Origin of the sequence: Nocardiopsis sp. NPDC057823 (assembly GCF_042797335.1) — a bacterium.
Lineage (GTDB): Bacteria > Actinomycetota > Actinomycetes > Streptosporangiales > Streptosporangiaceae > Nocardiopsis > Nocardiopsis changdeensis.
Genome location: NZ_JBHVLR010000020.1, coordinates 78,827 through 100,612, shown reverse-complemented (window position 1 = coordinate 100,612; position 21,786 = coordinate 78,827). Strand labels below are relative to the sequence as shown.

Here is a 21,786-nt window from a genome sequence, read left to right as displayed (position 1 = left end):
GCGGTGGCCGGAACAGGCCGTACACGGCCCGGCCGCCGCCCCCGGCGCTGGCTAAAGTACGCACATGCACGAACACGGCGCTCCTCGGCCGCAGGACCCCCGCTCCCCCCGGCCCTCCGGCCCGCAACCCCCCGCCGGCCCTCCACCCGGGCAGCCGCAGGGGGGACCTCCCCAGGGCCACCCCGGGCAGCCCCACCCCGGGCAGCCGCCCGCCAAGAAGAGCTCGGTCGGTAAGACCCTCGCCTGGATCGGCTGCGGCTGCGGCACGCTCCTCCTCCTCGCCACGGCCGGCATCGGGTTCGGCGGCGCCTACTACCTCGGCTGGTTCGGCCCGGAGGACGTCTACTCCGCCCCGCAGGACCCCTGCGCGGTCCTGGACACCGAGGCCGCGAGCGAGATCGCCGGGAACGGCGAGAACCTGGAGGTCTTCGACGCGGACCACTCCTACGCGTACGGCGCCGAGGGCCTGGAGTGCGTGGTCCACCCCGGGTGGGGTGCCACCTCCGGCCACGAGGTGGACCTGCGCGTCATCGTCTTCACCAGCCGGGTCGACGGGCTCAGCAAGGAGAACGGCACCGAGGCCGCCCAGGCCTACTACTACTCCTCCCGCCCGGAGTCGGACGGCTCCGAGTCGCCGGACTGCCCGGGCGTCGGGTTCCCGCTCACCGGCACCCGGGACGGCTCCGGCCACGCCCTCCACCGCATGGACAACCTCGTCCTGGAGGTCGAGGTGAAGCCCGCGGAGCCGGACGTCCAGGAGACGCTCGACGAGGCCGGCCGCACCCAGGCGGCGCTGGACCTGCTCTGCGACGCCGTCCCCCGCGTGGAGTGAGGGCCGCGCCCTCCTCCGGCCCGGCCCCCTTCAGGTGCCGGGCCTGGCCTCCGCCGGGAATTCCACGACCGCGCGGAGGCCGCCCGCGGGCCGCGCCGTGAGGGTGAGCGCCCCGTCGTGCGCCCGGGCGATGCTCTGGACGATGGCCAGCCCCAGCCCGACTCCCGCGTGGTCGGTGTGGACGCGCTCGGTCCCCCGGCGGAACGGCTCGGTGAGGGTCGCGACCAGCTCCGGGGCGAGCCGCTCTCCGGTGTTCTCGACGGTCAGCACCGCCCCTCCCCCCGCACCCGCCCCGGTACGGACCCGCACCTCGCCGTGCTCCGGGAGGTTGTGGACGATCGCGTTCTGGACGAGGTTCGTGGTCAGCAGCAGCAGGAGCGCGGGCGAGCCGGACACCGGGGCGATGTCTCCGTCGGCCTCCAGGGCGACCCCGCGCTTCTCCGCCAGGGGCAGCAGGGTCTCGGCGGCCTCCTCCGCCACCAGGGACAGGTCGACCCGTTCCCGCGCGAAGGCCCGCCGGTCGGCGCGGCCGAGCACGAGCAGCGCCTCGGTGAGGTCGATCGCCCGGGTGTTGACGACGTGGAGGCGGTCGACGAGCTCACCGGGGTCGTGGCCGGGGTCGGTGCGCGCCACGTCCAGGAGCGCCTTGGAGATCGCCAGCGGGGTGCGCAGCTCGTGCGAGGCGTTGGCCGCGAACCTCTGCTGCTCGGCGACGTGGGCCTCGATCCGCGCGAGCATGGAGTCGAAGGCGTCGGCGAGTTCGCGGAACTCGTCCGCGCGCCCCGGCAGCCGGATCCGGTGGGAGAGCGACCCGGCCGACGCCAGCCGGGTGGCGTCGGTGATCCGCCTCAGCGGCGCCAGCATGCGACCGGCCAGGATCCACCCTCCCACCAGGCCGAACACCAGCAGGAACGCCATCACCCCGACCGTCGCCGGCAGGTAGGAGCGCAGGAGCACGGCGCTGATGGGCGTGAAGTCGCCCGGCGCGTGCGACACCACCTGCACGTCGCGCAGCAGGAACACCCACACGGTGGCGAGCAGCAGGGCGCCCGCCACCATGAGGAACCCGGCGTAGGTGAGGGTGAGCCTGAGCCGGACGCTCGGCCCCGGCGCCCTATCCACGAGCCCCTCCCCCGCCGTCTTCCGCACCGCCTCCCCGGTCCGCGCCCCGGTCCCCTCCCCCGGTCCCAGTGTCGATGCGGTACCCCACCCCCGGCACGGTGGCGATGACCCAGGGCTCCCCCAGGCGCTTGCGCAGCGCCGAGACCGTGATGCGCACCGCGTTGGTGAACGGGTCGGCGTTCTCGTCCCACGCCCGCTCCAGCAGCGCCTCGGCGCTGACGACCCCGCCCTCCGCCGCCATGAGGACGTCGAGGACCGCGAACTGCTTGCGGGTGAGCGCCACGTAGCGGCCGTCCCGGTGGACCTCGCGGCGGAACGGGTCCAGGCGCAGCCCCGCGATCTCCCGCACCGGCGGCCTGCTGTGGGCGCGCCTGCGGTCGAGCGCCCTGAGGCGGAGCACGAGCTCGCGCATTTCGAACGGCTTCGTCAGGTAGTCGTCGGCGCCGAGCCCGAACCCCGAGGCCTTGTCGTCGAGGCGGTCGGCGGCGGTGAGCATCAGGATCGGCATGCCGCTGCCGGAGGCGACGATGTGCCGGGCGACCTCGTCGCCGGACGGCCCGGGGACGTCCCGGTCCAGGACGGCGATGTCGTAGGCGTTGACGTCCAGCAGCTCCAGGGCCGTGTCGCCGTCGCCGGCGACGTCCGCGGCGATCGCCGCCAGGCGCAGACCGTCGCGGATGGCCTCCGCCATGTAGGGCTCGTCCTCGACGACCAAGACTCGCATGTCCCCAGGTTAGGAGCCCGAACATATCGTCGGTGTATCCGGAACCGCATACGCGCCGGCAACACCGCACCGCCTTGACTCGGGACATGGCCCGAACACGAACAGCGCCCCGAGGACCCGCCCGCCCGACCGGCTCCGGCCGGACCGTTCCCGGCCCGGCCGCGGTCGGCCTGGTCGCCCTCGTCCTGGTCACCGCCCTGGCGGTGGCCGCCGCGGTCCACGGCTTCCGGGAGCCGCGGGCCTCGCTCCGGTCGTCCTCCGAGCCCGCCCTGCCCAGTGCCTCCCCTTCCGCGTCGTCCTCGCCGGCACCCTCGCCCTCGACCGCGGCGGAGCCCCCGGACACGCCCCGCGGTGACGGCCGCGACGGCCTCCGAGCGGCCGACGGCCTCGTTCCCGCCGGGACGACGGTGTTCGACGACGGGGTCCCGGCCGTGTCCGGGCTCGACCCGGAACTCCTGGAGGCCCTGCGCCGGGCGACGGCGGACGCAGCGGACGCCGGTGTCGTGTTCCACGTCAACAGCGGGTGGCGCTCCCCGGCGTACCAGGACCTGCTGCTGCGCGAGGCGGTCGCCGAGCACGGCTCCGAGGAGGAGGCCGCCCGCTGGGTGGCCACCTCCGCGACGTCCCCCCACGTGGCCGGGGAGGCGGTCGACCTGGGCCCCTCGGCGGCGACGGCCTGGCTGTCCGAGCACGGCGCGGGATACGGGCTGTGCCAGGTCTACCGGAACGAGCCCTGGCACTATGAGCTGCGCCCCGAGGCCGCCGACCGCGGCTGCCCGGACATGTACGCCGACCCCGCCCAGGACCCGAGGATGCAGCGGTGAACGACATCGAACACGAACCGGCACGCGCGGACGCCGCGCGGTCGGACACCCCGGCCGCGGCCGCCCCGGACACGGCCGCTCCGAAGGACGGCGGCGGCCGGAGCGCGGGCGCGCTCCGGGTGTTCCGCGGCCTCCTGACCCCGGCGCCGTGGCGGCGCGGCCCGGTGCTCACGGCCTCCGCGCTCGTCCTCGGCCTGCTCCTGCTGTTCCACGCGCACGTCCCCAACCGGATCGGGGGCCTGGGCAGCCTGGTCGAGAGCTTCCTGCCGTGGCTCGGCCTGCCGGTCCCCGTGCTGCTGGCCGGGGCGCTGTGGCGCCGCTCCGCCTCCGCCGCGGTCGCGCTGCTGCTCCCGGTCGCGGTGTGGCTGAACCTCTTCGGCGGGCTGCCCGGCGACAGGGCGCAGGAGGGCGGCGACCTCACCGTGGTGAGCCACAACGTCGGCGCCGACAACCCCGACCCGGCCGGCACCGCCCGGGACCTGGCCGCCTCCGGCGCGGACGTGCTGGCCCTCGTGGAGCTGACCGGGCCGGCCGGGGGCGTGTACGAGGAGGAGCTGGCCGACGAGTACCCGTACCACGCCGTGCTGGGCACGGTCGGGGTGTGGAGCAGGCTGCCGCTGTCCGACACCCGCCCGGTCGACACCGCGATGGACGCCGGGCCGCTGGGGGAGGCCAAACCCGACGAGGTCACGATGGCGTACAACCGCGCGCTGCGCACCACGGTCGCCACGGACCGGGGGCCGCTGGAGGTGTACGTGGCCCACCTGGGGTCCGTGCGGCTGACGCCCCGGACCGGGTTCTGGACGGACAGCCGGGACCGCAACGCGCAGGCGCTCGCCGAGGCCCTCGCCGCCGAGCCCGGCGAGCGGGTGGTGCTGCTCGGCGACCTCAACGGCACCGTGGACGACCGCGCGCTGTCCGGTATCACCGCGCTCCTGGAGCCGGTCCAGGACACGGCCGGGGACGGCTTCGGGTTCAGCTGGCCCGCGGCGTTCCCGGTGGCGCGGATCGACCACATCCTGGTCCGGGGCGTCGAGGCGGAGGGCTCGTGGGTGCTGCCGGCCACCGGGAGCGACCACCTTCCGGTGGCGGCCGGGCTCCGCTGACGGCGCCCGCGGACCCGGGCTCAGCCATGCGGGACGGGCCGGTAGACGAGCTCCTGGACGCGGCCGTCGAGTGTCCGGGTCCCGATCAGTTCGAGGTCGAAGTCGGCCGCACCCCGGAAGACCGGGTCCAGCCCGGTCCTGCCCGTGATCACCGGGAAGAGCGTCACCTGGACGCGGTCGACGAGCCCGGCGGCCATCAGCGCCCGGTTCATCGACAGGCTGCCGTGCGAACGCAGCGGCACTCCCGACTCCTCCTTGAGACGGGCGACCACGTCCACGGCGTCCCCGGCCGCGAGGGTCGCGTCCGGCCAGTCCAGGGGGCCGGTGAGCGTCGCCGACACCACTGTCGCCGGGAGGTCCCGCATCCGGACGACCCACGGGTCGCGGACCTCGGACCCCTCCGTGCCGGAGGCCCACATCTGCGCGAACGCCCGGTACGTGACGGCTCCGAAGACCATCCTCTGGTCCTCCTCGTACAGGGCGAGGCGGTGATCGAGCAGCTCGGGTCCCTGTTTCCCCCAGTATCCGGTCCAGTCGCCGCTGGCTGCGCCGAAGCCGTCGAGGCTGGAGAAGACGTCGAAGGTGTAGGTGGCGGTCATCATGCCCTCCCGGAACACACCGGCGGCCGCGGCCCTGTCACCGGCGGCCTTACGAGTGCGACCTACCCCCGACGCCCCGTATCCGACCACACCCGTCCCGGGCACACGGCGCGGGCCGGGAGCGCGGACGGCCGGGGTCCGGTTCAGGCCGGGGTCCGGCGGGCCAGGGTGTCGTAGGTGTCGGTGGTGCGCTCCAGCTCCACGCCCAGGCCGCGGGCCCAGGCGTCGAGCCCGGCCTGGGCGGCCCGCCCGTCGCGGTCGTCGTCGACCACCAGCTCCAGCTCCAGGAACACCCCGGCCCCCGCCATCTCGTCGACGCACACGCCGATCGGCCCCGCGGTCCCGGTTCGGCGGGTCTTGACGATGCGCACGCTCGGGACGTAGCCGAGCGCCGTCAGCACACCGTGCATCGCCTCCCGGTCGGCGACGGCCGTCTCGTGCTCGACGCACTCCATGGCGTTCGCCACGGGGGTCTTGGTCGTGACGGTGTGCGTCCGGCCCTGGGTGCGCAGGCGGGCGAAGGTGAACCCGGCCTTCCCCTGGGACGGGTCCCAGCCCCGGGGGGCGTAGGCCTGGTCGTCCTGGCGGGCCGGGGCGCCGAGCTCGACACCGGCGGCCGCCAGCGCGGCGAGCAGGGCGTCGGGGTCGCGCACCCGGTACTTCGTCTCGATCTCCCGCGCCATCACAGGCCTTCCCGGTCCGGGTGTCACCGTCCCGGGGAGGCTACCGCTGCGGGCCGGACCGCGTCCGGGAAACCGGGGGATCGGCCCGCATCCGCGAACGCGGTGCCCGACGGCGCTCGGGCCGCCTCCCCGTGCGGTGCGTCCGGGGCTTCTGGAAAGCTGTGCCGGAAAGGTCCGGATCGGTGAAGGAGAACGCCGCGTGAACCCCTCGAAGGCGCATCGGCCGATGCGCGCCGCCGGGCTGCGCAAGGGCCGCCGACACGGCGTCCCGCGCACCATGATCGAACGCGCCGCCGAGCGCCGCCTGGCCGGGGACTGGCTCGGTGCCTGCGCCGCAGCCGACGTGGCGGTCGACCTCGACCTGCGGGCGCTGCGGCGCGAACACGGCGCGGAGTTCACCGACCGGCTCCTGGACGACCTCCACCACCTGGTGCCCGACCTGCTCCGCTGGCACTTCCCCCGGTTCTGGCACGGCGACGGCCGGCTGCTGCCCGGCCAGCGGCTGCTGCTGTCCCGGCCCGGCGGCGCCGACGGCCCCTGGCTGTCGGTCCACCGGACCGACCCGCACACCTACGGCCACCGCCGCCTGGTCCTGAAGGTCGCCGGGCACTCCTGGTCGGACGTCCTGCTGGAGCGCTGCGAGTCCGCCATGCGGGTGAACCACTGGGAGAACCTCCCGCACGTGTGGGAGACCTCCCGGTACCTGTGGGACGCCCGGCACGTGCACGAGGCCCGCGAACGGTGGGGTGGTAGCGCCGAACGCGCCCCCTTCCTGAACCCCGACGGCACCCCGCGGACGTCGGACGAACTGCCCGCCACCCACCCCGGCCCCGGCGACCGGGCCGCCCGCACCGAATGGATCGACGGCCTGCACCGCGCGGGACGGGTCGCCGAGGCCTTCGCCGCCGCCGGGATCGTGTTCGACCCCGCCCCCGTGGAGAGGGAGTACACCGGCCCGGTGGACCCGGTCGAAGCGCTCTCCTACACGCCCCTGGCCGTGTCCCGGCTGGCCGGCGAGGTCGAGCGGCTGGCGGAGGCCGGGCTCGGGAGCGTGCACTGGTTCCCCTACGACGCGGACGGCCGCTTCGTGGTCGAGCGCTCCCCCGACGGGTCCACGTCGTTCCGCCTGGAGGCGTGGAGGTCCTGGGAGAAGGACGGCGACGGGGCGATCCTCCCCGAGGTGTGCCGCCTGCCCCCGGTCGACGTGGACGTGGTCCGCGACGGCCTGTCCCCCGACGAGCTCCACCCCTTGGTCCGCGAGGCGCTGGCCCCCGCCCGTCCGCCCGCCGGGGGCCCGGTCGGCCCTCCCCCGCCCCTGTCCCCCGGACCGGTGCGGGTGCGCTGCAACGGCGAGTGGCACACCCTCTCCCACGCCGGCGGCCGCCTGGCCCTCCCGCACACGGATCAGGAACAGGAACGCGAGGCCGCGCTACGCGCCCTGGGCGGAGCGGCGACCGGCTGCCACGGGGCCCGCGAGGCGTGGACCACCGGCCGGGGCCGCCTGCCCCGGGCGCTGGCCCGCCTGCGCGACGACCTGTTCGACCGGGTGAAGCAGGGGGACACCGACGCGCTGCTCGCCTACCTGGACGCGGGCGGCGACCCGCGGGTCCGCGACCGGGGAGGCCGGACCCTGCTGCACTACCTGCACCTGCTCGACCACGAGGCCCTGCTGCCGCGCCTACTGGCCGCCGGAGCGGAGGTCGACGCCCGGGACGGCGAGGAGCAGACCCCGCTGTTCCGCACCACCCGGCTGGGCGGTCCGCCGGGCCTGGCCCGGGCGCTGCTGGAAGCGGGCGCGCGGACGGAGGACATCGGCGGCGACGACCGGCACGGCGAGACGTTCGAGGACGCCGTCGACGTGCGCTGGGAGGCCGACGGCTCCGACCCGGCCTGGCAGGAGCTCATCGGCGCAGGAGAGGAAGAGGAATGAACGCCGGACCACAGGACACAGCGGGGAACGCGCGGACCGGGGGGCGGACCGACCTGGCGCGGTACCTCCGCCGCCATCCGGTGCCGTGGACGATGATCGAGCGCGCCACCGAGTGCCGCCTCGACGGTGACTGGGAGGGCGCCTGCGAGGCCGCCGGGGTCGACGTGTGGATCGACCTGGACCGCGTGCGCCGGGACCAGGGCGCGGAGGCGGCGGACGCGGTCCAAGAGGATCTGCTCCATCTCGTCCCCGACCTGCTGCGCTGGCACTTCCCGCGGGCCCTGTACTCACCCGCCGCGCTGGTCCCCGCGGACGGCTTCGAGCTCTCCCGGCACGGCGACGGCCGGGGCCCACGGATCACGGCCCGGCTCCGGTGGGACGACGCCGGCACGCCGGAGGGCGTCATCCTGGACGTGGACACCGATGCCGAGCCGGACCGCGGCCGCGGGGAGGAGGTCCTCCGACAGGTGTCACGGCACCTGTGGGACGCCCGGTACGTCCACGAGACCCGCGAACGGTGGGGCGGGAGCGCCGAACGCGCCCCGTTCCTGAACCCCGACGGCACCCCCCGCACCGTGGCCGAGCTCCCCACCGCCGACCCCGGCCCCGGCGACCCCGCCGCCCGCACCGAATGGATCGACCACCTCCACCGGACCGGACGGATGGCCGAGGCCTTCGCCGCCGCCGGGATCGTGTGCGATCCGGGGGACTTCCCCGGGGGGACCGTGCCCGACCTCGCGTTCCTGTCCCCGGCGCTCCTGTCCGCCGGGTTCTCCCGGCTGACCGCGGCGGGCGGCCCGGAACGGGCCTGCGTCCGCCTGCGCGAGGACTGGGACTCGCCCCGGTTGGAGGTGCGCCGCGACGGGGACCGCATCCGGCTCGGACACCTGGACCGGACGGACGACGCCCCGCTGCTGCCCGAGGCGCTGTGGAAGAGGCCCCCGGACCTGGACGTCCTCCGGGACGGGCTGTCCCCCGACCACCTGCACCCCCTCCTCAGGGAGGCGCTCGCCCCGGCCCGGCCGCCCGTCGGCGGACCCGTCGGTCCGCCCCCGTGGGCACCGCTGGAACCGTTCCGGGTCCGCTGCGGCGGGGAGTGGCACACCGTCGAGCTCTCCGGCGGCCGCCTCAACGTTCCGCACCGGGACGAGGACCTGGCCCGGGAGACCGTGCTGGGCGCGCTGGGCGGGCCGGTGTCGGGCTGCCTCCCGGTCCTGCGGGCGTGGGAGACCGGGTACGGGCGGCTGCCCAAGGCGCTGCGCCTGATGCGGGTGGACCTGTTCAGGCGGATCCGCAGCGGCGACACCGACGCCGTCGTGGCCTACCTCGCCTCGGGCGGGGACCCCCGGATCCGCGGCGGGCAGGGGGACACCCTGCTGCACCTCCTGCACCTGCTGGACCATAGGGCCCCCGTGCCCGGACCGTCGGGCGCGGACGGCCCCGGGGACGGGGTCCCCCTGCTGCGGGCGCTGCTCGACGCGGGACTCGACCTCGACGCCGTGAACGACGAGGGGTTCACCCCGCTGGGCACGGCCGTGTGCTCCGGCGGAGTGCTCTCGCTGCTACGGGCGCTCCTGGACGCGGGCGCGCGCACCGAGGGCATCGCGCCCGAAGAGGACGACGGCCCCGGCCTGCGGGACCTGGACGACCTCGTCGAGGAGCGGGCGGCCTCGACCCACCCGGCCAGGGCCCAAGCGCTGAGGGAACTGCTGTGACCGTCCCCCGCCGCCCGTCCTCCGCGTCGCACCGCCCGGAGCGGGCGGGCGCGCTGATGCGGATCCGCCGCTTCGCGGTGCCGCGGGAGATGATCGAGCGCGCCACCGAGCGCCGCCTGGCCGGAGACTGGCGCGGCGCCTGCGCGGCCGCGGGCATCGACGTGCGCCTCGACCCGGAGCAGGCGCGCCGGGAGCACGGCGCGGAGTTCGCCGACGCCCTCCTGGACGACCTGCGCCACCTCGTGCCCGACCTGGTCCGCTGGCACCACCCCCGGCAGGCCGACGACCGGACCGGGGTGGAGGAGCACCTGTTCCCGGTGCTGTCCCGCCCCGGGGGCGACCGGGGCCCGTGGCTGACGGTCCGCTCCCCCCGGCGGCGCACGAGCCGGTACGAGGGGGGTCCCTGGTCGCAGCGCCTCGTGCTGGGGCTGACGGCCCACGAGGAACTGACCCTCGACGCGTCCCCCGGGCGGACCCGGCTGTACGAACCGCAGCTGTGGTCCTCGTCGCGGTACCTGTGGGACGTCCGGCACGTGCACGAGACCCGCGAGCGCTGGGGCGGCGGCCCCGACCGCGCCCCCTTCCTGAACCCCGACGGCACCCCCCGCACCGTGGCCGAGCTCCCCACCGCCGACCCCGGCCCCGGCGACCGGGCCGCCCGCACCGAATGGATCGACCACCTCCACCAGACCGGACGGGTCGCCGAAGCGCTGCGCGCCGCCGGGGTCGAGGCCGCCGATGAGGGGACGGTCCGGGTCCTGGAGCGGATACCCGTGTCCGCGGGACGGTGGCGGGCGGAGCTCGGCGGCCTGGCCGCCCTCGGGTACGGGGCGGCCGCCGGGTTCCCCGACTCGTACCACCTCAGGATCACCGTCCGGTACGACGGACACCGGGTCCGGGTGGCCATGACCCCGTACGGGGGCGCGGAGCCGGATCCGGCACTGTCCCTGCCCAGGGCCTGCTGGGCCCGGCCGGAGGACGTCGACGCGGTCCGGGACGGGCTGTCCCCCGACCACCTGCACCCCCTCCTCAGGGAGGCGCTCGCCCCGGCCCGGCCGCCCGCCGACGGACCCGTCGGCCCGCCCCCGTGGGAACCCGTCGCACCGGTCCGGGCGCGCTGCGGAAAGGAGTGGCACACCCTCTCCCTGCGGGACGGGCGCCTGGTCACCCCGCACACCGGGGAGGAGCAGGCCCGGGAGCGGGCGCTGTCGGCCCTGGGCGGCACCGTCAGCCCCTGCTTCCGCGCCGCCGAGTCCTGGCGTACCGGACGGGGGTGGCTGCCCAAGGGGCTGCACGCCCGGCGGGCCGAGCTCTTCGAGCGGATCCGGCACGGCGACACCGGCGCCCTGGTCGACTACCTGGACACCGGCGGCGACCCCCGCGTCCGCGACGGCGAGCTCAACACCCTGCTCCACGAGCTGTACCACCTCGACCACACGGTGCTGCTGCCGCGTCTGCTGGAGGCCGGGCTCGACGTGGACGCGGAGAACGGGCTGCGCTCGACCCCGGTCCACCGGGCGCTCCGCTACGGCGGGGACCCGTCCCTGGTCCGGGCGCTGATCGCCGCCGGGGCCCGCACCCGGGCCATCGCCTACGACCGCTCCCGTCCCCTGGACCTGCGATCGGAGCTGGAGTCGGTGTCGGGCCACCGCGTGCCCGCCGACCCGGAACGCTGGCGGGAACTGCTGGAGGAGCTGCGCGGGCCGGAGGGGCCGGCCGCCCCCGGAAGAGGACTCCCCCGGCCGAGGAGGGACCCGTGAGCCGGTCCGACCGCGCGAACCACCTGGCGCGGCACCGCCGCTTCTCGGTGACGCGGGAGATGATCGAGCGCGCCACCGAGCGCCGTCTGGCCGGGGACTGGCGCGGCGCCTGCGAGGCCGCCGGGGTCGACGTCCGGATCGACCCCGACCGGGTCCGCGGCGAGCACGGCGCGCAGGTTGCCGACGCCCTCCTGGACGACCTGCGCCACCTCGTCCCGGACCTGGTCCGCTGGCACTTCCCCCGCGCCCCGGTCCGGGACCGGCCGGAGCTGCGGGCCTCCGCCGCCGTGACGCTGTCCCGTCCCGGGCCCGGGCTGCGGCTGGCCGTCCTGTCCCCCGCTCCCCTGGGCGCGCCCGGTCACCGGCTCGTGCTGGAGCTCGCCGACGGGCCCCTCACCGGTGACCGGGGCGCCTACGGGCGCGGCATCCGCCGGTACGTGGAGCCGTGGGAGGGGAAGCGGTACCTGTGGGACGCCCGGTACGTCCACGAGACCCGCGAACGGTGGGGCGGGAGCGCCGAGCGCGCCCCGTTCCTGAACCCCGACGGCTCCGTGCGCGGCCCCCACCTGCTCCCCTCCGAGGACCCCGGCCCCGGGGGCGACCCCGCCGCCCGCTCCGAGTGGGCGGCCTCCCCGGGCCGGGGAGGGTCCGGCCCGCACCCGGGCGCAGGAGCCCGGCGGGTGCCCGACGACCTCCACGCGGTCCGGATCGGCCTGCCGCCGGACCACCTGCACCCCGTGGTCCGGGCGGCGCTGGCCCCGGCCCTGCCGCCCGCCGACGGCCCGGTGGGGCCGCCGCCCTGGGAGCCGCCGGAGCCGGTCCGGGTGCGATGCGGCGGCGCGTGGCACCTCGTCTCCCTGCGCGACGGGCGGCTCGCCGGACCGCACACCGACGCGGAGTACGCCCGGGAGTCGGCGCTGCGAGCGCTCGGCGGCCGGAGCCACGGGTGCTTCCGGGTGGCCGGGATCTGGCGCACCGGCGGGAGGGGGCTGCCCTGGCGGCTGCGCGACCACCGGACGGAGTTCTTCGCCCGCGTCCGGAACGGCGGCACCGACACCGTCCTGCGCTACCTGGCGGCGGGCGGGGACCCCCGGATCCGCGACGGGGCCGGGCTGACCCTGCTGCACCACCTCGCCCACACGGACCACGCGGTGCTGCTCCCCCGGCTGCTCGCCGCCGGGCTCGACGTGGACGCCGAGGCCGGGCCGGGGGTCACCCCGCTGTACTCGGCGGTCAGGCACGGCGGCGACACCGCTCTGGTCCGGGCGCTGATCGCCGCCGGGGCCCGCACCGACGGGCTCGGCGTGGGGAGGCACGCCCCGGAGTCGCTGGCGTCCATCGTCCGCCGGCACACGGGATGGGGCCTGTACCCCGACGCCGGGCCGTGGGAGGAACTGCTCGCGGAGCTGTCGGCCGGGGAGTGACCGGGGCCACCCCGGCCCCGGACCCGTTCCGTCACCCCCCTTTGGGAGGATCCACGCACGAGCGCGGGAGGAACCGCGGTGCGAACTCCGAGCCCCCGACGACCATCGGAAGAAGACGTGACCATCACCGACACACCGGCGCCGCTCGCGGCCGCCGACGACCTCACCCGGCAGCTCCTCGACCGGCGGTCCGAGCCCGCCGAGAACCCCCAGCTGGAGGCACTGGCCCTGGCGGTCACCGCCAACCTGCCCGTCCTGCTGTGGGGGGAGCCCGGCATCGGCAAGTCCGCCGGACTGGAGCGCCTCGCCCTGGAGCTGGGGCTGCCGCTGGAGACCGTGATCGCCAGCGTCCACGAGCCCTCCGACTTCTCCGGCCTGCCCGTGGTCGGCGACGACCCGGCCCGCGACGGGGTGCCCATGGCGCCCCCGGCGTGGGCGGTGCGGCTGGCCGCGCGGGGCACCGGGCTGCTGTTCTTCGACGAGCTGTCCTCGGCTCCGCCCGCCGTGCAGGCCGCCCTGCTGCGGGTGGTCCTCGAACGCCGGGTCGGGAGCCTGGAGCTGCCCCCGGCGGTGCGGATCGTGGCCGCGGCCAACCCGCCCTCCAGCGCCGCCGACGGCTGGCACCTGGCCCCGCCGCTGGCCAACCGGTTCGTGCACCTGCGCTGGACCCACGACCCCCGCACCGTGGCCCGCGGCATGACCGGGGTGTGGCCCGCCGCGTCGATGCCGCTGGTCGCCCCGGACCGGGTGTCCACGGCGATCGCCCAGGCCCGCGGTGTGGTGTCCGGCTTCCTCACCGCCCGTCCGGGCCTGGCGCACAGCCTCCCCGAGAGCGCGGAGGGGCGGGGCGGCGCCTGGCCCTCGCCGCGCACCTGGGAGATGGTGCTGCGGCTGCTGGCCACCGGGGGCGCCGCCGGCGCCTCCCGGCAGGCGCTCTCGGAGGCGGTGGTCGGCGCCATCGGCGACGGGGCGGGCCTGGAGCTGCTGTCGTACATGGAGCAGCTCGACCTGCCCGACCCGAACCGGGTGCTCGCCGACCCCAAGGCGTTCGCGCTCCCCGAGCGGGGCGACCGCCAGCTGGCGTTCCTGACCGCGGTGGTGTCGGCGGTGCGCAGCGAGCCGACCCGGCGCCGCTGGGAGGCGGGCTGGCAGGTGCTGGCCAAGGCCGTGGAGGCGGGGGTGCCCGACGTGGCCGCCCGCGCCGCCACCGACCTGGCGATGATGCGCGACCCGGCCTGGCCGGTGCCCGAGGACATCGACGCGTTCGTGGACCTGCTGCGGCTGTCCGGCGCGCTGCCGGGGAGCTGACCCGGTGGAGACCGGGGAGGACGTGGTCCGGCTGGACCGGACCAAACTGCTGGCGGCCCGGTACCGGGCCGCCCAGGACCGCCCCTACCTGGCGGCGGCACTGTACTCGCTGACCGTCGTGGAGACCCGGCAGGTGCCCACGATGGGGGTGGACCGCCGGTGGCGTTGCTACGTGTCGCCGGAGTTCGTGGCGCGCACCCCCGTCCCGGAGCTGGCGGGCGTGTGGGTCCACGAGGTGTCCCACCTGCTGCGCGACCACCACGGGCGCAGCGACCGGCTGCCCGCCGCGGAGCAGCGCGACCACATGCGGGTCAACATCGCCCAGGACTGCGAGATCAACGACGACATCCTCGCCGACGGGCTGCCGCTGCCCGAGGGGACGATGAGCCCCCAGCGGTTCGGGATGCCCGAGGGGCTGATGTTCGAGGCGTACCTGCGGCTGCTGCCCGAAGACGTCAGGAGCCACGACTGCGGGTCAGGCGCGCACGGCGTGGGGCGCCCCTGGGAGGAGCCCGGACCCGCGGGCGGGGTCGGCGACGTGGAGGCGGGGGCGCTGCGCCGGTCCACCGCCGAGGCGATGCGCTCCCACCAGCGCACCCGGGGTTCCCTTCCCGGGGGCTGGAAGCGGTGGGCGGAGGAGATCCTCCAGCCCACCGTGGACTGGCGCCGGGTGCTGGCGGGCGCGGTGCGCGAGGCCCTGGCCTGGGCCGGGGGCGCGGTGGACTACACCTACGCGCGGCCCTCGCGGCGCAGCGGGGCGATGCGCGGGGTGATCCTGCCGAGCCTGCGCCGCCCGATGCCGCGGGTGGCGGTGGTGGTGGACACCTCCGGCTCCATGTCCGAGGACGACCTGGCGGCGGCCCTGGCCGAGGTCTCCGGCGTGCTCAAGGAGGTGGGCGTCGGCAAGGAGCGGGTGGCGGTGCTGTCCTGCGACGCCGACGTGCAGGTGGTCCGCCGGGTGACCTCCGCCGACCAGGTGGAGCTGCTCGGCGGCGGCGGGACCGACATGCGGGTGGGCATCGAGGCGGCGCTGCGCGCCCCGCAGCGCCCGCAGGTGGTCATCGTGCTCACCGACGGGTACACGCCGTGGCCGTCCGAGCCCTCGGCGGCCCGGGTGGTCGCGGCGCTGATCGGCGACGCCCCGCCGGACCCTCCCCCGTGGATCGAGAAGGTGTACGTCACCGGCTGACGCCCGCGGGTGTCCGCGCGGCGCCCCGGCGGGGCGCCGCGCGTCAGTCCAGGGTGACGGCGGCCACGGCGGCCCCGGGGACCTCGCAGACCAGGTACAGGTCGCGTACCCCGGCGGTGCCCGGCGCGAGGGCGGCCACGGCCTCGGCGAAGTCGTGGGGGCCCGTGCCCGCCGGGACGCGCAGCACCGCCGCGGGCCCGGTGTCCGGGCCGTCCAGGTGCACCCGCAGCTCGGTGTCCCGGTCGGCGTTGGCGAGCACCCGGATGCCGCTCGCCCCGGTGAGGTCCGTGTCGCGGAACAGCAGGCGGGCGCCGGGCTCCGTGAAGCGCACGGCGTCGCCGCGTTCGGGGGTGAGCGGGCACAGGGCGGTGCCGCGCTGCTCCTCGTACCCGGCCGCCGACCAGGTGCCGCGGCGGACCGCGGGCGGCTCCCCCGGGACGTCCAGGGGCGCGGTCCCCCGGATGTCGGCGGCCGAGCGCCCCACCAGGACCTCGCGGGGGGCGTCCTCCACGGTGAAGCGCTCGCGGACGGTGTCCCAGCGGGCCAGGTCGGCGGCGTCGAACCCGATCTCGGCGACGGCCTCCTCCCCCGGTCCCAGCCGCAGCCGGGCGAAGCCCCGCAGCGCCCGCACCGGGACCCGCACCCGGGAGGAGAGCTGGCGCGTGTAGACCTGGACGACCTCCTCCAGCGGCCGGTCGCCCGGGTTGGCCACCGGCACCCGCACGGTCACCCGGCCGCCGTCGACGACCGCCTCCGGCTCCCCGTAGACGGGTTCGGCGTACCCCAGCCCGTGGCCGAACGGGTACAGGGGCTCGCCCTCGAAGTACAGGTAGGTGGCCCCGGACCCGATGACGTCGTAGTCGAGGAGGTCGGGCAGGTCGTCGGCGGACCGGTACCAGGTCTGGGTGAGCCGCCCGGACGGTTCGGCGTCGCCGAACAGGACGTCGGCCAGGGCGCGGCCGTACTCCTGCCCGCCGTGCGCCGACCACAGGACCGCGGGGACGTTCTCGTCGGCCCAGGTGACCGCGAAGGGGCAGCCGCTGCTGATCACCAGTACCGAGGCGGGGTTGGCCGAGCGCACCATGCGGACCAGGTGCCGCTGGGCTGCGGGGAGTTCCAGGTCGGCGCGGTCCTCGGTCTCGCGCCCGTTGACCATGGGGTGGTCGCCGACGACCACCACGGCGACGTCGGCGGCGGCCGCGGCCCGGGCGGCCTCCAGCGCTCCGGAGGACACCCGGTCGATCCAGAACGGGCAGCCGTCGCCGGGTTCCTCCACCAGGGCCAGGACCCCGTCCGCGCGGACGCCGACCCGCCGCCCCGTGTGGACCTGGACCAGGTGGTAGGGGCCCTCCGGGCCGCCGGCCGGGTTGGCCGCCTCCAGGCGCAGGGTCTGGCGCACCTCCCAGCCGCCCGGCCCGGGCGCGGTGCAGGCCAGGGTCCCGTCGGGGCCCTCGTCCAGGTGCAGGCCGGTGCGCTCCGAGCGCAGGGTGAACGCCCCGCCGCCCCAGTCCAGCAGGGCGAACACGTCGCCCTCTCCACCGTCCAGGCGCAGCGGTTCCCCGGACACGGGTTCGGCGACCGCCGTCACCAGCGAGGTCAGCCGGATCCGGTCGGCGCCGTCGTGGTGGACGACCTCGACGCGCTCGGCGACGCCCTCCTTCGCGGTGACCGCGTAGGGCGGGGTCCCGCTGTACCAGTCCGTCAGGACGGTGTCGGCGAGCGGGCCCAGGACTGCGACCCGGCGCACGTCCCGCAGGGGCAGCACCCCGCCCTCGTTGCGGAGCAGGACCAGGGAGCGGGTGGCCGCCTCCCGGGCCAGGGCCCGGTGGGCGGGGGTGTCCAGGGAGCCCTCGGGGGCGGGGCCGGGGTCGAACTCGCCCAGGCGCAGCCGCACCGAGAGCACGTGGCGGACCGCCCGTTCCAGGTCCGCGTCGGTGAGCAGCCCGCGCCGCAGCGCCTCCCGCAGGTGGTCCAGGGTGGCCTCGGGCCGGTCGTCGTCCTGGGTGAAGGAGTCCAGCCCGGCCCGTACGGCGTGGGCGTAGGCGGTGGGGCCGTCGGGGTGGAAGCCCTGGAGGCCGAACAGGTTGCCGGGGGCCATGGCGTCGCTGACCACGAGCAGGTCGTCGGGGGCGGCCGCGCGCAGCACGTCCTCGATCAGCGGGCTCAGGTGGGCGGGCCTGCCGTTGACCAGGTTGTAGGAGGGCATCACCGCGACGGCCGCGCCCGCGCGCAGGGCGGGCAGGTGGGCGGGCAGCTCGTACTCGTGCAGCACCCGCGGCGGCAGGCCGCTGGAGGTGGTGCAGCGGTCGGTCTCGTTGTTGTAGCCGAGGAAGTGCTTGAGGGTGGGCGCGGTGCGCAGCCGGGGCCCGTCCCCGGCCAGCCCCCGGGCGTAGGCGGTGGCCAGCAGCCCGGTGAGCCAGGGGTCCTCCGACCACCCCTCCTCGTTGCGGCCCCAGCGGGGGTCGCGCAGCGGGTTGACCACCGGCGCCCAGACGTTGCGCCCGGCGCCGCGGTCGCGGGCGGCCAGGACCTCGTCGGCGACGGCCTCGCCGACCCGGCGTACCAGCTCCGGGTCCCAGGTCGCGGCCAGGCCCAGGGCCTGGGGGAACACGGTGGCGGTGCCCAACCAGGCGAGGCCGTGCAGGGCCTCGGTCCCGGTGCGGAACCCGGCCAGCCCCAGCCGGGGGACGGGTGCCTGGTACTGGTGCAGCAGCCCGATCCGCTCCTCGGTGGTGAGCGCGGCGACCAGGGCCGCCAGGCGCTCCCCGTCCGTCCGGGACGGGTCGGTGTGCACGGGGTCTGTGACCGGGTCGCTCATGGGGCTTCCGTCCCTCGTGGGTGCCAATGTCCACCGAAATCGAAACGCTTCGACTTCGTTCGCCGCAGAACCCTTGTGCAGCAGATCACAGTGGACTAACTTGCTTTTTCCAACGGCCGAACAATTCATAGCAAAATGGCCGCTCGTTTCCTACCCCCCGGACCATGCGGCTCCGACCGCACGAAGGAACGACGCTATGCCCCTCCGCCCCCCTCCCCCGTCCCGCCGCCGCTTCCTCGGGCTCGCCGGCGCAGGCGCGCTCGCCGCACTGTCCCCCGCCGTCCTCACCTCCTGCTCCTCCGGGGGCGGCGGGGCGGGCAGCGGCTCCGCGGCCGAGGCCGGCTCCCTCGACTCCCTCATCCCCACCCACATCCCCTTCGAGGGGGTCGTCCCCGACATCGAGGGGATGCACGGCGCCCCCGACGGCTTCACGTCCTACCCCACCGAGTTCGTCCAGGCCGTCCCCGAGCCCCCCGGCCGGGGCGGTAGCTACACCGCGATGACCCCGCTGTGGAGCCCCCTGCCGCCCGGCCTGGGGAACAACTCCTTCTTCGACCACGTCAACGGCCGCCTGGGCACCACCATCGAGTTCAACTTCCAGGACGGCAACACCGTCATCGACAAGATGAACGCGGTGGTCGCCGGGCGCGACGTCGCCGACCTCACCATGTTCCCGGACTGGGTCATCAACCTGATGCCGCAGTTCAACCGGGCCGTCGGCGAGCTGTTCGAGGACCTGACCCCGTACCTGGCGGGCGACGCGGCCGCCGCCTACCCGCTGCTGGCCAACCTGGACAGCGACGCCTGGCGCTGGAACGTGTTCAACGAGCGCCTCCAGGGCGTGCCCTGGCCCGCCGAGCCGTTCGGCAACTGGGTGCTGTACCGGCGCGACCTGCTGGAGGAGTACGGCCTGGAGCCGCCCACCAGCCCGGACGACCTCTTCGCCATCGGCGAGGAGATCAACGACCCCGACAACGGCCGGTGGGCGTTCGGGGACTTCAACCTCAGCATGCGGCAGGTCTTCGGGGCGCCCAAGCAGTGGCGCTACGCGAACGGCGAGCTGACGCACATGTTCGAGACCGACGAGTGGCGGGCCAGCATCGAGTTCATGCGCAGGATCTTCGACGCCGGGCTGGTCCACCCCGACATCGTCGCCCTGGGCGACAACTCCAAGGAGCTGCTCAACTCCGGCCGGATCGTGTTCAACCAGGACGGCATCGGCGCCTGGCACGAGGCGTACGGCCAGATGCTCGGCGACTCCCCGGACTTCCGCCTGGACCTCATGCCGGTCTTCGGCGCCGACGGCAACGACCCGGTCATGCACCGGTCCGACCCCTCCGCGCAGTCGGTGTTCGTCCGCAAGGGCATGGAGCCCGAGCAGATCGAGGAGCTGCTGGGCGTCATGAACTTCTGCGCGGCGCCGTTCGGCACCCGCGAGTACATGGACTACCGCTACGGCGCCGAGGGGACCCACCACGAGCTGAACGACGACGGCGCACCGCAGCTCACCGACCTGGGCGCGGGCGAGGTCAACGACGGCTACTACTTCATCAGCGGCCGGCCCCCGGCGATCACCGAGAGCCAGTACCCGGACTTCGTCCAGTGGAAGACCGACTGGTACAACCACGCGGCGCAGTTCTCCGAGGACGACCCGTTCGCGGGCATCCGCATCCAGCGGCCCGAGCGGTTCGCCGGGGCCGAGACCCCGCTCACCGACCGGGTGGAGGACATCATCCGCGGCCGGGAGGACCTGAGCGCGCTCGACCAGGCCGTCGCGGACTGGCGACGCGACGGCGGGGACGAGGGACGGGAGTTCTACCTCGGCGTACTCCAGGAGCACGGCCGTGACTGAGCGGTCGACCGCGGTCGCCCCCGCCCCGGACCGGGACCCCGCGCCGCCCGCCCGGCGGCGGGCGGCCCGCCCGGGGCGGGGGCCGTCCCTGCGGGCCCGGTGGCGGCGCGACCGCGCCCTGCTGCTGATGACGCTGCCCGCGATCGGCCTGCTCGCGGTGTTCCACTACGTCCCCACCTTCGGGAACATCATCGCGTTCCAGCAGTACAACCCGTGGGACGGGGTCCTGGGCAGCCCCTGGGTGGGCTTCTACCAGTTCGAGCGGCTGTTCACCGACCCCCGGTTCTGGAACGCGGTGGGCAACACGCTGGTCATCGCCGCCGTCCAGCTGGTGTTCTTCTTCCCGGTGCCGATCGCGCTCGCGATCCTGCTCGACAGCGTGCTCACCCGCCGGCTGCGGCTGGTGCTCCAGAGCATCGTGTACATGCCGCACTTCTTCTCGTGGGTGCTGGTGGTGACCCTGTTCCAGCAGATCCTGGGCGGGGCCGGGCTCATCTCCCAGGCCCTGCGGGGCGCCGGGTACGCGCCGCTGGACATGATGACCGACCCCGACGCGTTCCTGCTGGTCGTGACCTCCCAGATGGTCTGGAAGGACGCCGGCTGGGGCACGATCATCTTCCTCGCCGCGCTGGCCGCCATCGACCAGAACCTCTACGAGTCGGCGGCCGTGGACGGGGCGAACCGGTGGCGGCGGATGTGGCACATCACTCTGCCCGGACTGCGGCCGGTCATCGTGCTGCTGCTCATCCTCAAGCTCGGCGACATCCTCAACGTCGGCTTCGAGCAGTTCTACCTGCAACGGGACGCCTTCGGGTCGGGGGTGTCGGAGGTCATGGACACGTTCGTCTACCACCAGACGCTCGTCACGGGGAACTTCAGCGCGGGTGCGGCGGCGGGGCTGCTCAAGGGGGTCGTCGGACTCGTACTGATCCTGGTCGCCAACAAGATGGCCCACCTGATGGGCGAACACGGGGTGTACAAGCGCGCATGAGCACACTGTTCGAGAGCCGCCCGGTCTGGGCGGAACGGCCGTCCCTGCCCGCCCGCGCCGCGAAGAACACGGTCCTGGCGGCCGTCGCGGTCGTCATCCTGCTGCCGATCTACGTCGTGGTCCTCACCAGCCTGTCGCCCGCCTCCGCGGTTACAGCCGCGGGCGGCCTGGTACTGGTTCCCAGTGGGATCTCGTTCCAGGCGTACGCCGACCTGTTCTCGGGGGGCGTGGTCACCCGGGCGGTGCTGGTGAGCCTGGGCGTGACCGCGGTGGGCACCCTGGTGAGCCTGGCGGCGACGGTCCTGGCCGCCTACGGGCTGTCCCGGCCGGGGTCCCTGCTGCACCGGCCGCTGCTGTTCGCGGTGCTGCTGACGTTCCTGTTCGCGCCCGGGATGATCCCGCTGTACCTGCTGGTCAGCGATCTCGGGATGATCGACTCCTACGCCTCCCTGATCCTGCCCACAGCGGTGAACGCGTTCAACCTGGTGGTGATGCGGGCGTTCTTCATGAACCTGCCCCGGGAGATCGCCGACAGCGCCCGGATGGACGGGGCCGGGGAGTGGACGATCCTCACCCGCCTGGTGCTGCCGATGTCCAAGGGGGTCACGGCGGTGGTGGGCCTGTTCTACGCGGTGGGGTACTGGAACGCGTTCTTCAACGCGATCCTGTACCTCAACGACAACGCCAAGTGGCCGTTGCAGCTGATCCTGCGCCAGTACGTGCAACAGGGGCAGCAGCTGAACTCCAGCTCGCTGATCGGCGACGCCGTGCAGGGCACCGCCTCGGCGCCCAACCTGGCGGTGCAGATGGCGATCGTGGTGGTCGCGCTGGTGCCGGTGACGGTGATCTACCCGCTGGTGCAGAAGCACTTCACCAAGGGGGTCATCATCGGCGCCGTCAAGGGCTGAG

The 21,786-nt window shown here is 75.3% G+C and carries 17 protein-coding genes; 12 read left to right on the top strand and 5 right to left on the bottom strand.

What is annotated here, in order from left to right; all coding sequences use genetic code 11:
• Positions 1-64: 64 nt before the first annotated feature.
• A complete protein-coding gene (locus tag ACFVNO_RS26095) occupies positions 65-832 on the top strand; it encodes a hypothetical protein (protein ID WP_378896397.1) in 768 nt (255 codons plus the stop codon).
• Between the two features lie 30 nt (positions 833-862).
• Here ACFVNO_RS26095 and ACFVNO_RS26090 read toward each other — a convergent pair whose 3' ends face one another.
• A complete protein-coding gene (locus ACFVNO_RS26090; protein ID WP_355257226.1) occupies positions 863-1,954 on the bottom strand; it encodes a HAMP domain-containing sensor histidine kinase in 1,092 nt (363 codons plus the stop codon).
• Complete coding sequence (locus ACFVNO_RS26085; protein WP_378896393.1) at positions 1,947-2,678, bottom strand: response regulator transcription factor; 732 nt, start codon at positions 2,676-2,678, stop codon at positions 1,947-1,949. The genes ACFVNO_RS26090 and ACFVNO_RS26085 overlap by 8 nt, the downstream gene beginning before the upstream one ends.
• Positions 2,679-2,764: 86 nt before the next feature.
• Here ACFVNO_RS26085 and ACFVNO_RS26080 point away from each other — a divergent pair, with 86 nt between their 5' ends.
• Both ACFVNO_RS26080 and ACFVNO_RS26075 read left to right on the top strand, forming a co-directional pair.
• Entirely contained in the window at positions 2,765-3,502 is a 738-nt protein-coding gene (locus tag ACFVNO_RS26080; protein ID WP_378896390.1) for a M15 family metallopeptidase, read from the top strand.
• A gap of 119 nt (positions 3,503-3,621) precedes the next feature.
• Positions 3,622-4,608, top strand: coding sequence for an endonuclease/exonuclease/phosphatase family protein (locus ACFVNO_RS26075; RefSeq protein ID WP_378896454.1), 987 nt, complete (start codon positions 3,622-3,624; stop codon positions 4,606-4,608).
• A 20-nt stretch (positions 4,609-4,628) separates the two neighbouring features.
• Here the strand turns inward: ACFVNO_RS26075 and ACFVNO_RS26070 are convergent, their stop codons facing one another.
• Positions 4,629-5,207 (bottom strand): dihydrofolate reductase family protein, encoded by a 579-nt coding sequence (locus ACFVNO_RS26070; RefSeq protein WP_378896387.1) that lies wholly within the window; start codon positions 5,205-5,207, stop codon positions 4,629-4,631.
• 143 nt (positions 5,208-5,350) lie between these two features.
• On the bottom strand, positions 5,351-5,890 hold the full coding sequence (locus ACFVNO_RS26065; RefSeq protein WP_378896384.1) for a class IV adenylate cyclase: 540 nt from the start codon (positions 5,888-5,890) through the stop codon (positions 5,351-5,353).
• Positions 5,891-6,089: 199 nt separating this feature from the next.
• Between ACFVNO_RS26065 and ACFVNO_RS26060 the strand changes: the two genes are divergently transcribed.
• The 6 genes from ACFVNO_RS26060 (at position 6,090) to ACFVNO_RS26035 (ending at position 15,216) form a co-directional block, all read left to right on the top strand.
• Positions 6,090-7,820, top strand: a complete 1,731-nt coding sequence (locus ACFVNO_RS26060) for an ankyrin repeat domain-containing protein (RefSeq protein WP_378896381.1) — start codon at positions 6,090-6,092, stop codon at positions 7,818-7,820.
• Positions 7,817-9,535: a hypothetical protein gene (locus ACFVNO_RS26055; protein WP_378896378.1), complete on the top strand. Its 1,719-nt coding sequence runs from the start codon at positions 7,817-7,819 to the stop codon at positions 9,533-9,535. Before ACFVNO_RS26060 ends, ACFVNO_RS26055 begins: the two co-directional genes overlap by 4 nt.
• Positions 9,532-11,295, top strand: a complete 1,764-nt coding sequence (locus tag ACFVNO_RS26050) for an ankyrin repeat domain-containing protein (RefSeq protein ID WP_378896375.1) — start codon at positions 9,532-9,534, stop codon at positions 11,293-11,295. The genes ACFVNO_RS26055 and ACFVNO_RS26050 overlap by 4 nt, the downstream gene beginning before the upstream one ends.
• The gene (locus ACFVNO_RS26045; protein ID WP_378896372.1) at positions 11,292-12,719 is read left to right on the top strand and encodes an ankyrin repeat domain-containing protein; all 1,428 of its coding nucleotides are present in this window, start codon (positions 11,292-11,294) and stop codon (positions 12,717-12,719) included. The genes ACFVNO_RS26050 and ACFVNO_RS26045 overlap by 4 nt, the downstream gene beginning before the upstream one ends.
• A 117-nt stretch (positions 12,720-12,836) precedes the next feature.
• Positions 12,837-14,027, top strand: a complete 1,191-nt coding sequence (locus ACFVNO_RS26040) for an AAA family ATPase (protein WP_255646987.1) — start codon at positions 12,837-12,839, stop codon at positions 14,025-14,027.
• A 4-nt stretch (positions 14,028-14,031) separates the two neighbouring features.
• Positions 14,032-15,216 carry a VWA-like domain-containing protein gene (locus tag ACFVNO_RS26035; protein WP_255646986.1) on the top strand — a complete coding sequence of 395 codons (1,185 nt, stop codon included), beginning with the start codon at positions 14,032-14,034 and terminating at the stop codon, positions 15,214-15,216.
• A gap of 43 nt (positions 15,217-15,259) precedes the next feature.
• Here ACFVNO_RS26035 and ACFVNO_RS26030 read toward each other — a convergent pair whose 3' ends face one another.
• Positions 15,260-18,034, bottom strand: a complete 2,775-nt coding sequence (locus ACFVNO_RS26030) for a glycoside hydrolase family 3 C-terminal domain-containing protein (protein WP_378896368.1) — start codon at positions 18,032-18,034, stop codon at positions 15,260-15,262.
• Between the two features lie 196 nt (positions 18,035-18,230).
• Between ACFVNO_RS26030 and ACFVNO_RS26025 the strand changes: the two genes are divergently transcribed.
• The 3 genes from ACFVNO_RS26025 to ACFVNO_RS26015 are packed head-to-tail and all read left to right on the top strand — an operon-like array spanning position 18,231 to position 21,785.
• Complete coding sequence (locus ACFVNO_RS26025) at positions 18,231-19,886, top strand: extracellular solute-binding protein (RefSeq protein WP_355257253.1); 1,656 nt, start codon at positions 18,231-18,233, stop codon at positions 19,884-19,886.
• Positions 19,879-20,877, top strand: a complete 999-nt coding sequence (locus tag ACFVNO_RS26020; RefSeq protein ID WP_255646985.1) for a sugar ABC transporter permease — start codon at positions 19,879-19,881, stop codon at positions 20,875-20,877. Before ACFVNO_RS26025 ends, ACFVNO_RS26020 begins: the two co-directional genes overlap by 8 nt.
• Positions 20,874-21,785, top strand: coding sequence for a carbohydrate ABC transporter permease (locus ACFVNO_RS26015; RefSeq protein ID WP_220564498.1), 912 nt, complete (start codon positions 20,874-20,876; stop codon positions 21,783-21,785). Before ACFVNO_RS26020 ends, ACFVNO_RS26015 begins: the two co-directional genes overlap by 4 nt.
• Position 21,786: the final 1 nt, after the last annotated feature.

What these genes read in the sequence shown, in the direction of transcription:
- ACFVNO_RS26055 (WP_378896378.1), top strand. Translation starts at nt 7,817, where the DNA reads ATGAACGCCGGACCACAGGACACAGCGGGGAACGCGCGGACCGGGGGG.
- ACFVNO_RS26095 (WP_378896397.1), top strand. Translation starts at nt 65, where the DNA reads ATGCACGAACACGGCGCTCCTCGGCCGCAGGACCCCCGCTCCCCCCGG.
- ACFVNO_RS26080 (WP_378896390.1), top strand. Translation starts at nt 2,765, where the DNA reads ATGGCCCGAACACGAACAGCGCCCCGAGGACCCGCCCGCCCGACCGGC.
- ACFVNO_RS26025 (WP_355257253.1), top strand. Translation starts at nt 18,231, where the DNA reads ATGCCCCTCCGCCCCCCTCCCCCGTCCCGCCGCCGCTTCCTCGGGCTC.
- ACFVNO_RS26085 (WP_378896393.1), bottom strand. Translation starts at nt 2,678, where the DNA reads ATGCGAGTCTTGGTCGTCGAGGACGAGCCCTACATGGCGGAGGCCATC.
- ACFVNO_RS26065 (WP_378896384.1), bottom strand. Translation starts at nt 5,890, where the DNA reads ATGGCGCGGGAGATCGAGACGAAGTACCGGGTGCGCGACCCCGACGCC.
- ACFVNO_RS26070 (WP_378896387.1), bottom strand. Translation starts at nt 5,207, where the DNA reads ATGACCGCCACCTACACCTTCGACGTCTTCTCCAGCCTCGACGGCTTC.
- ACFVNO_RS26030 (WP_378896368.1), bottom strand. Translation starts at nt 18,034, where the DNA reads ATGAGCGACCCGGTCACAGACCCCGTGCACACCGACCCGTCCCGGACG.
- ACFVNO_RS26015 (WP_220564498.1), top strand. Translation starts at nt 20,874, where the DNA reads ATGAGCACACTGTTCGAGAGCCGCCCGGTCTGGGCGGAACGGCCGTCC.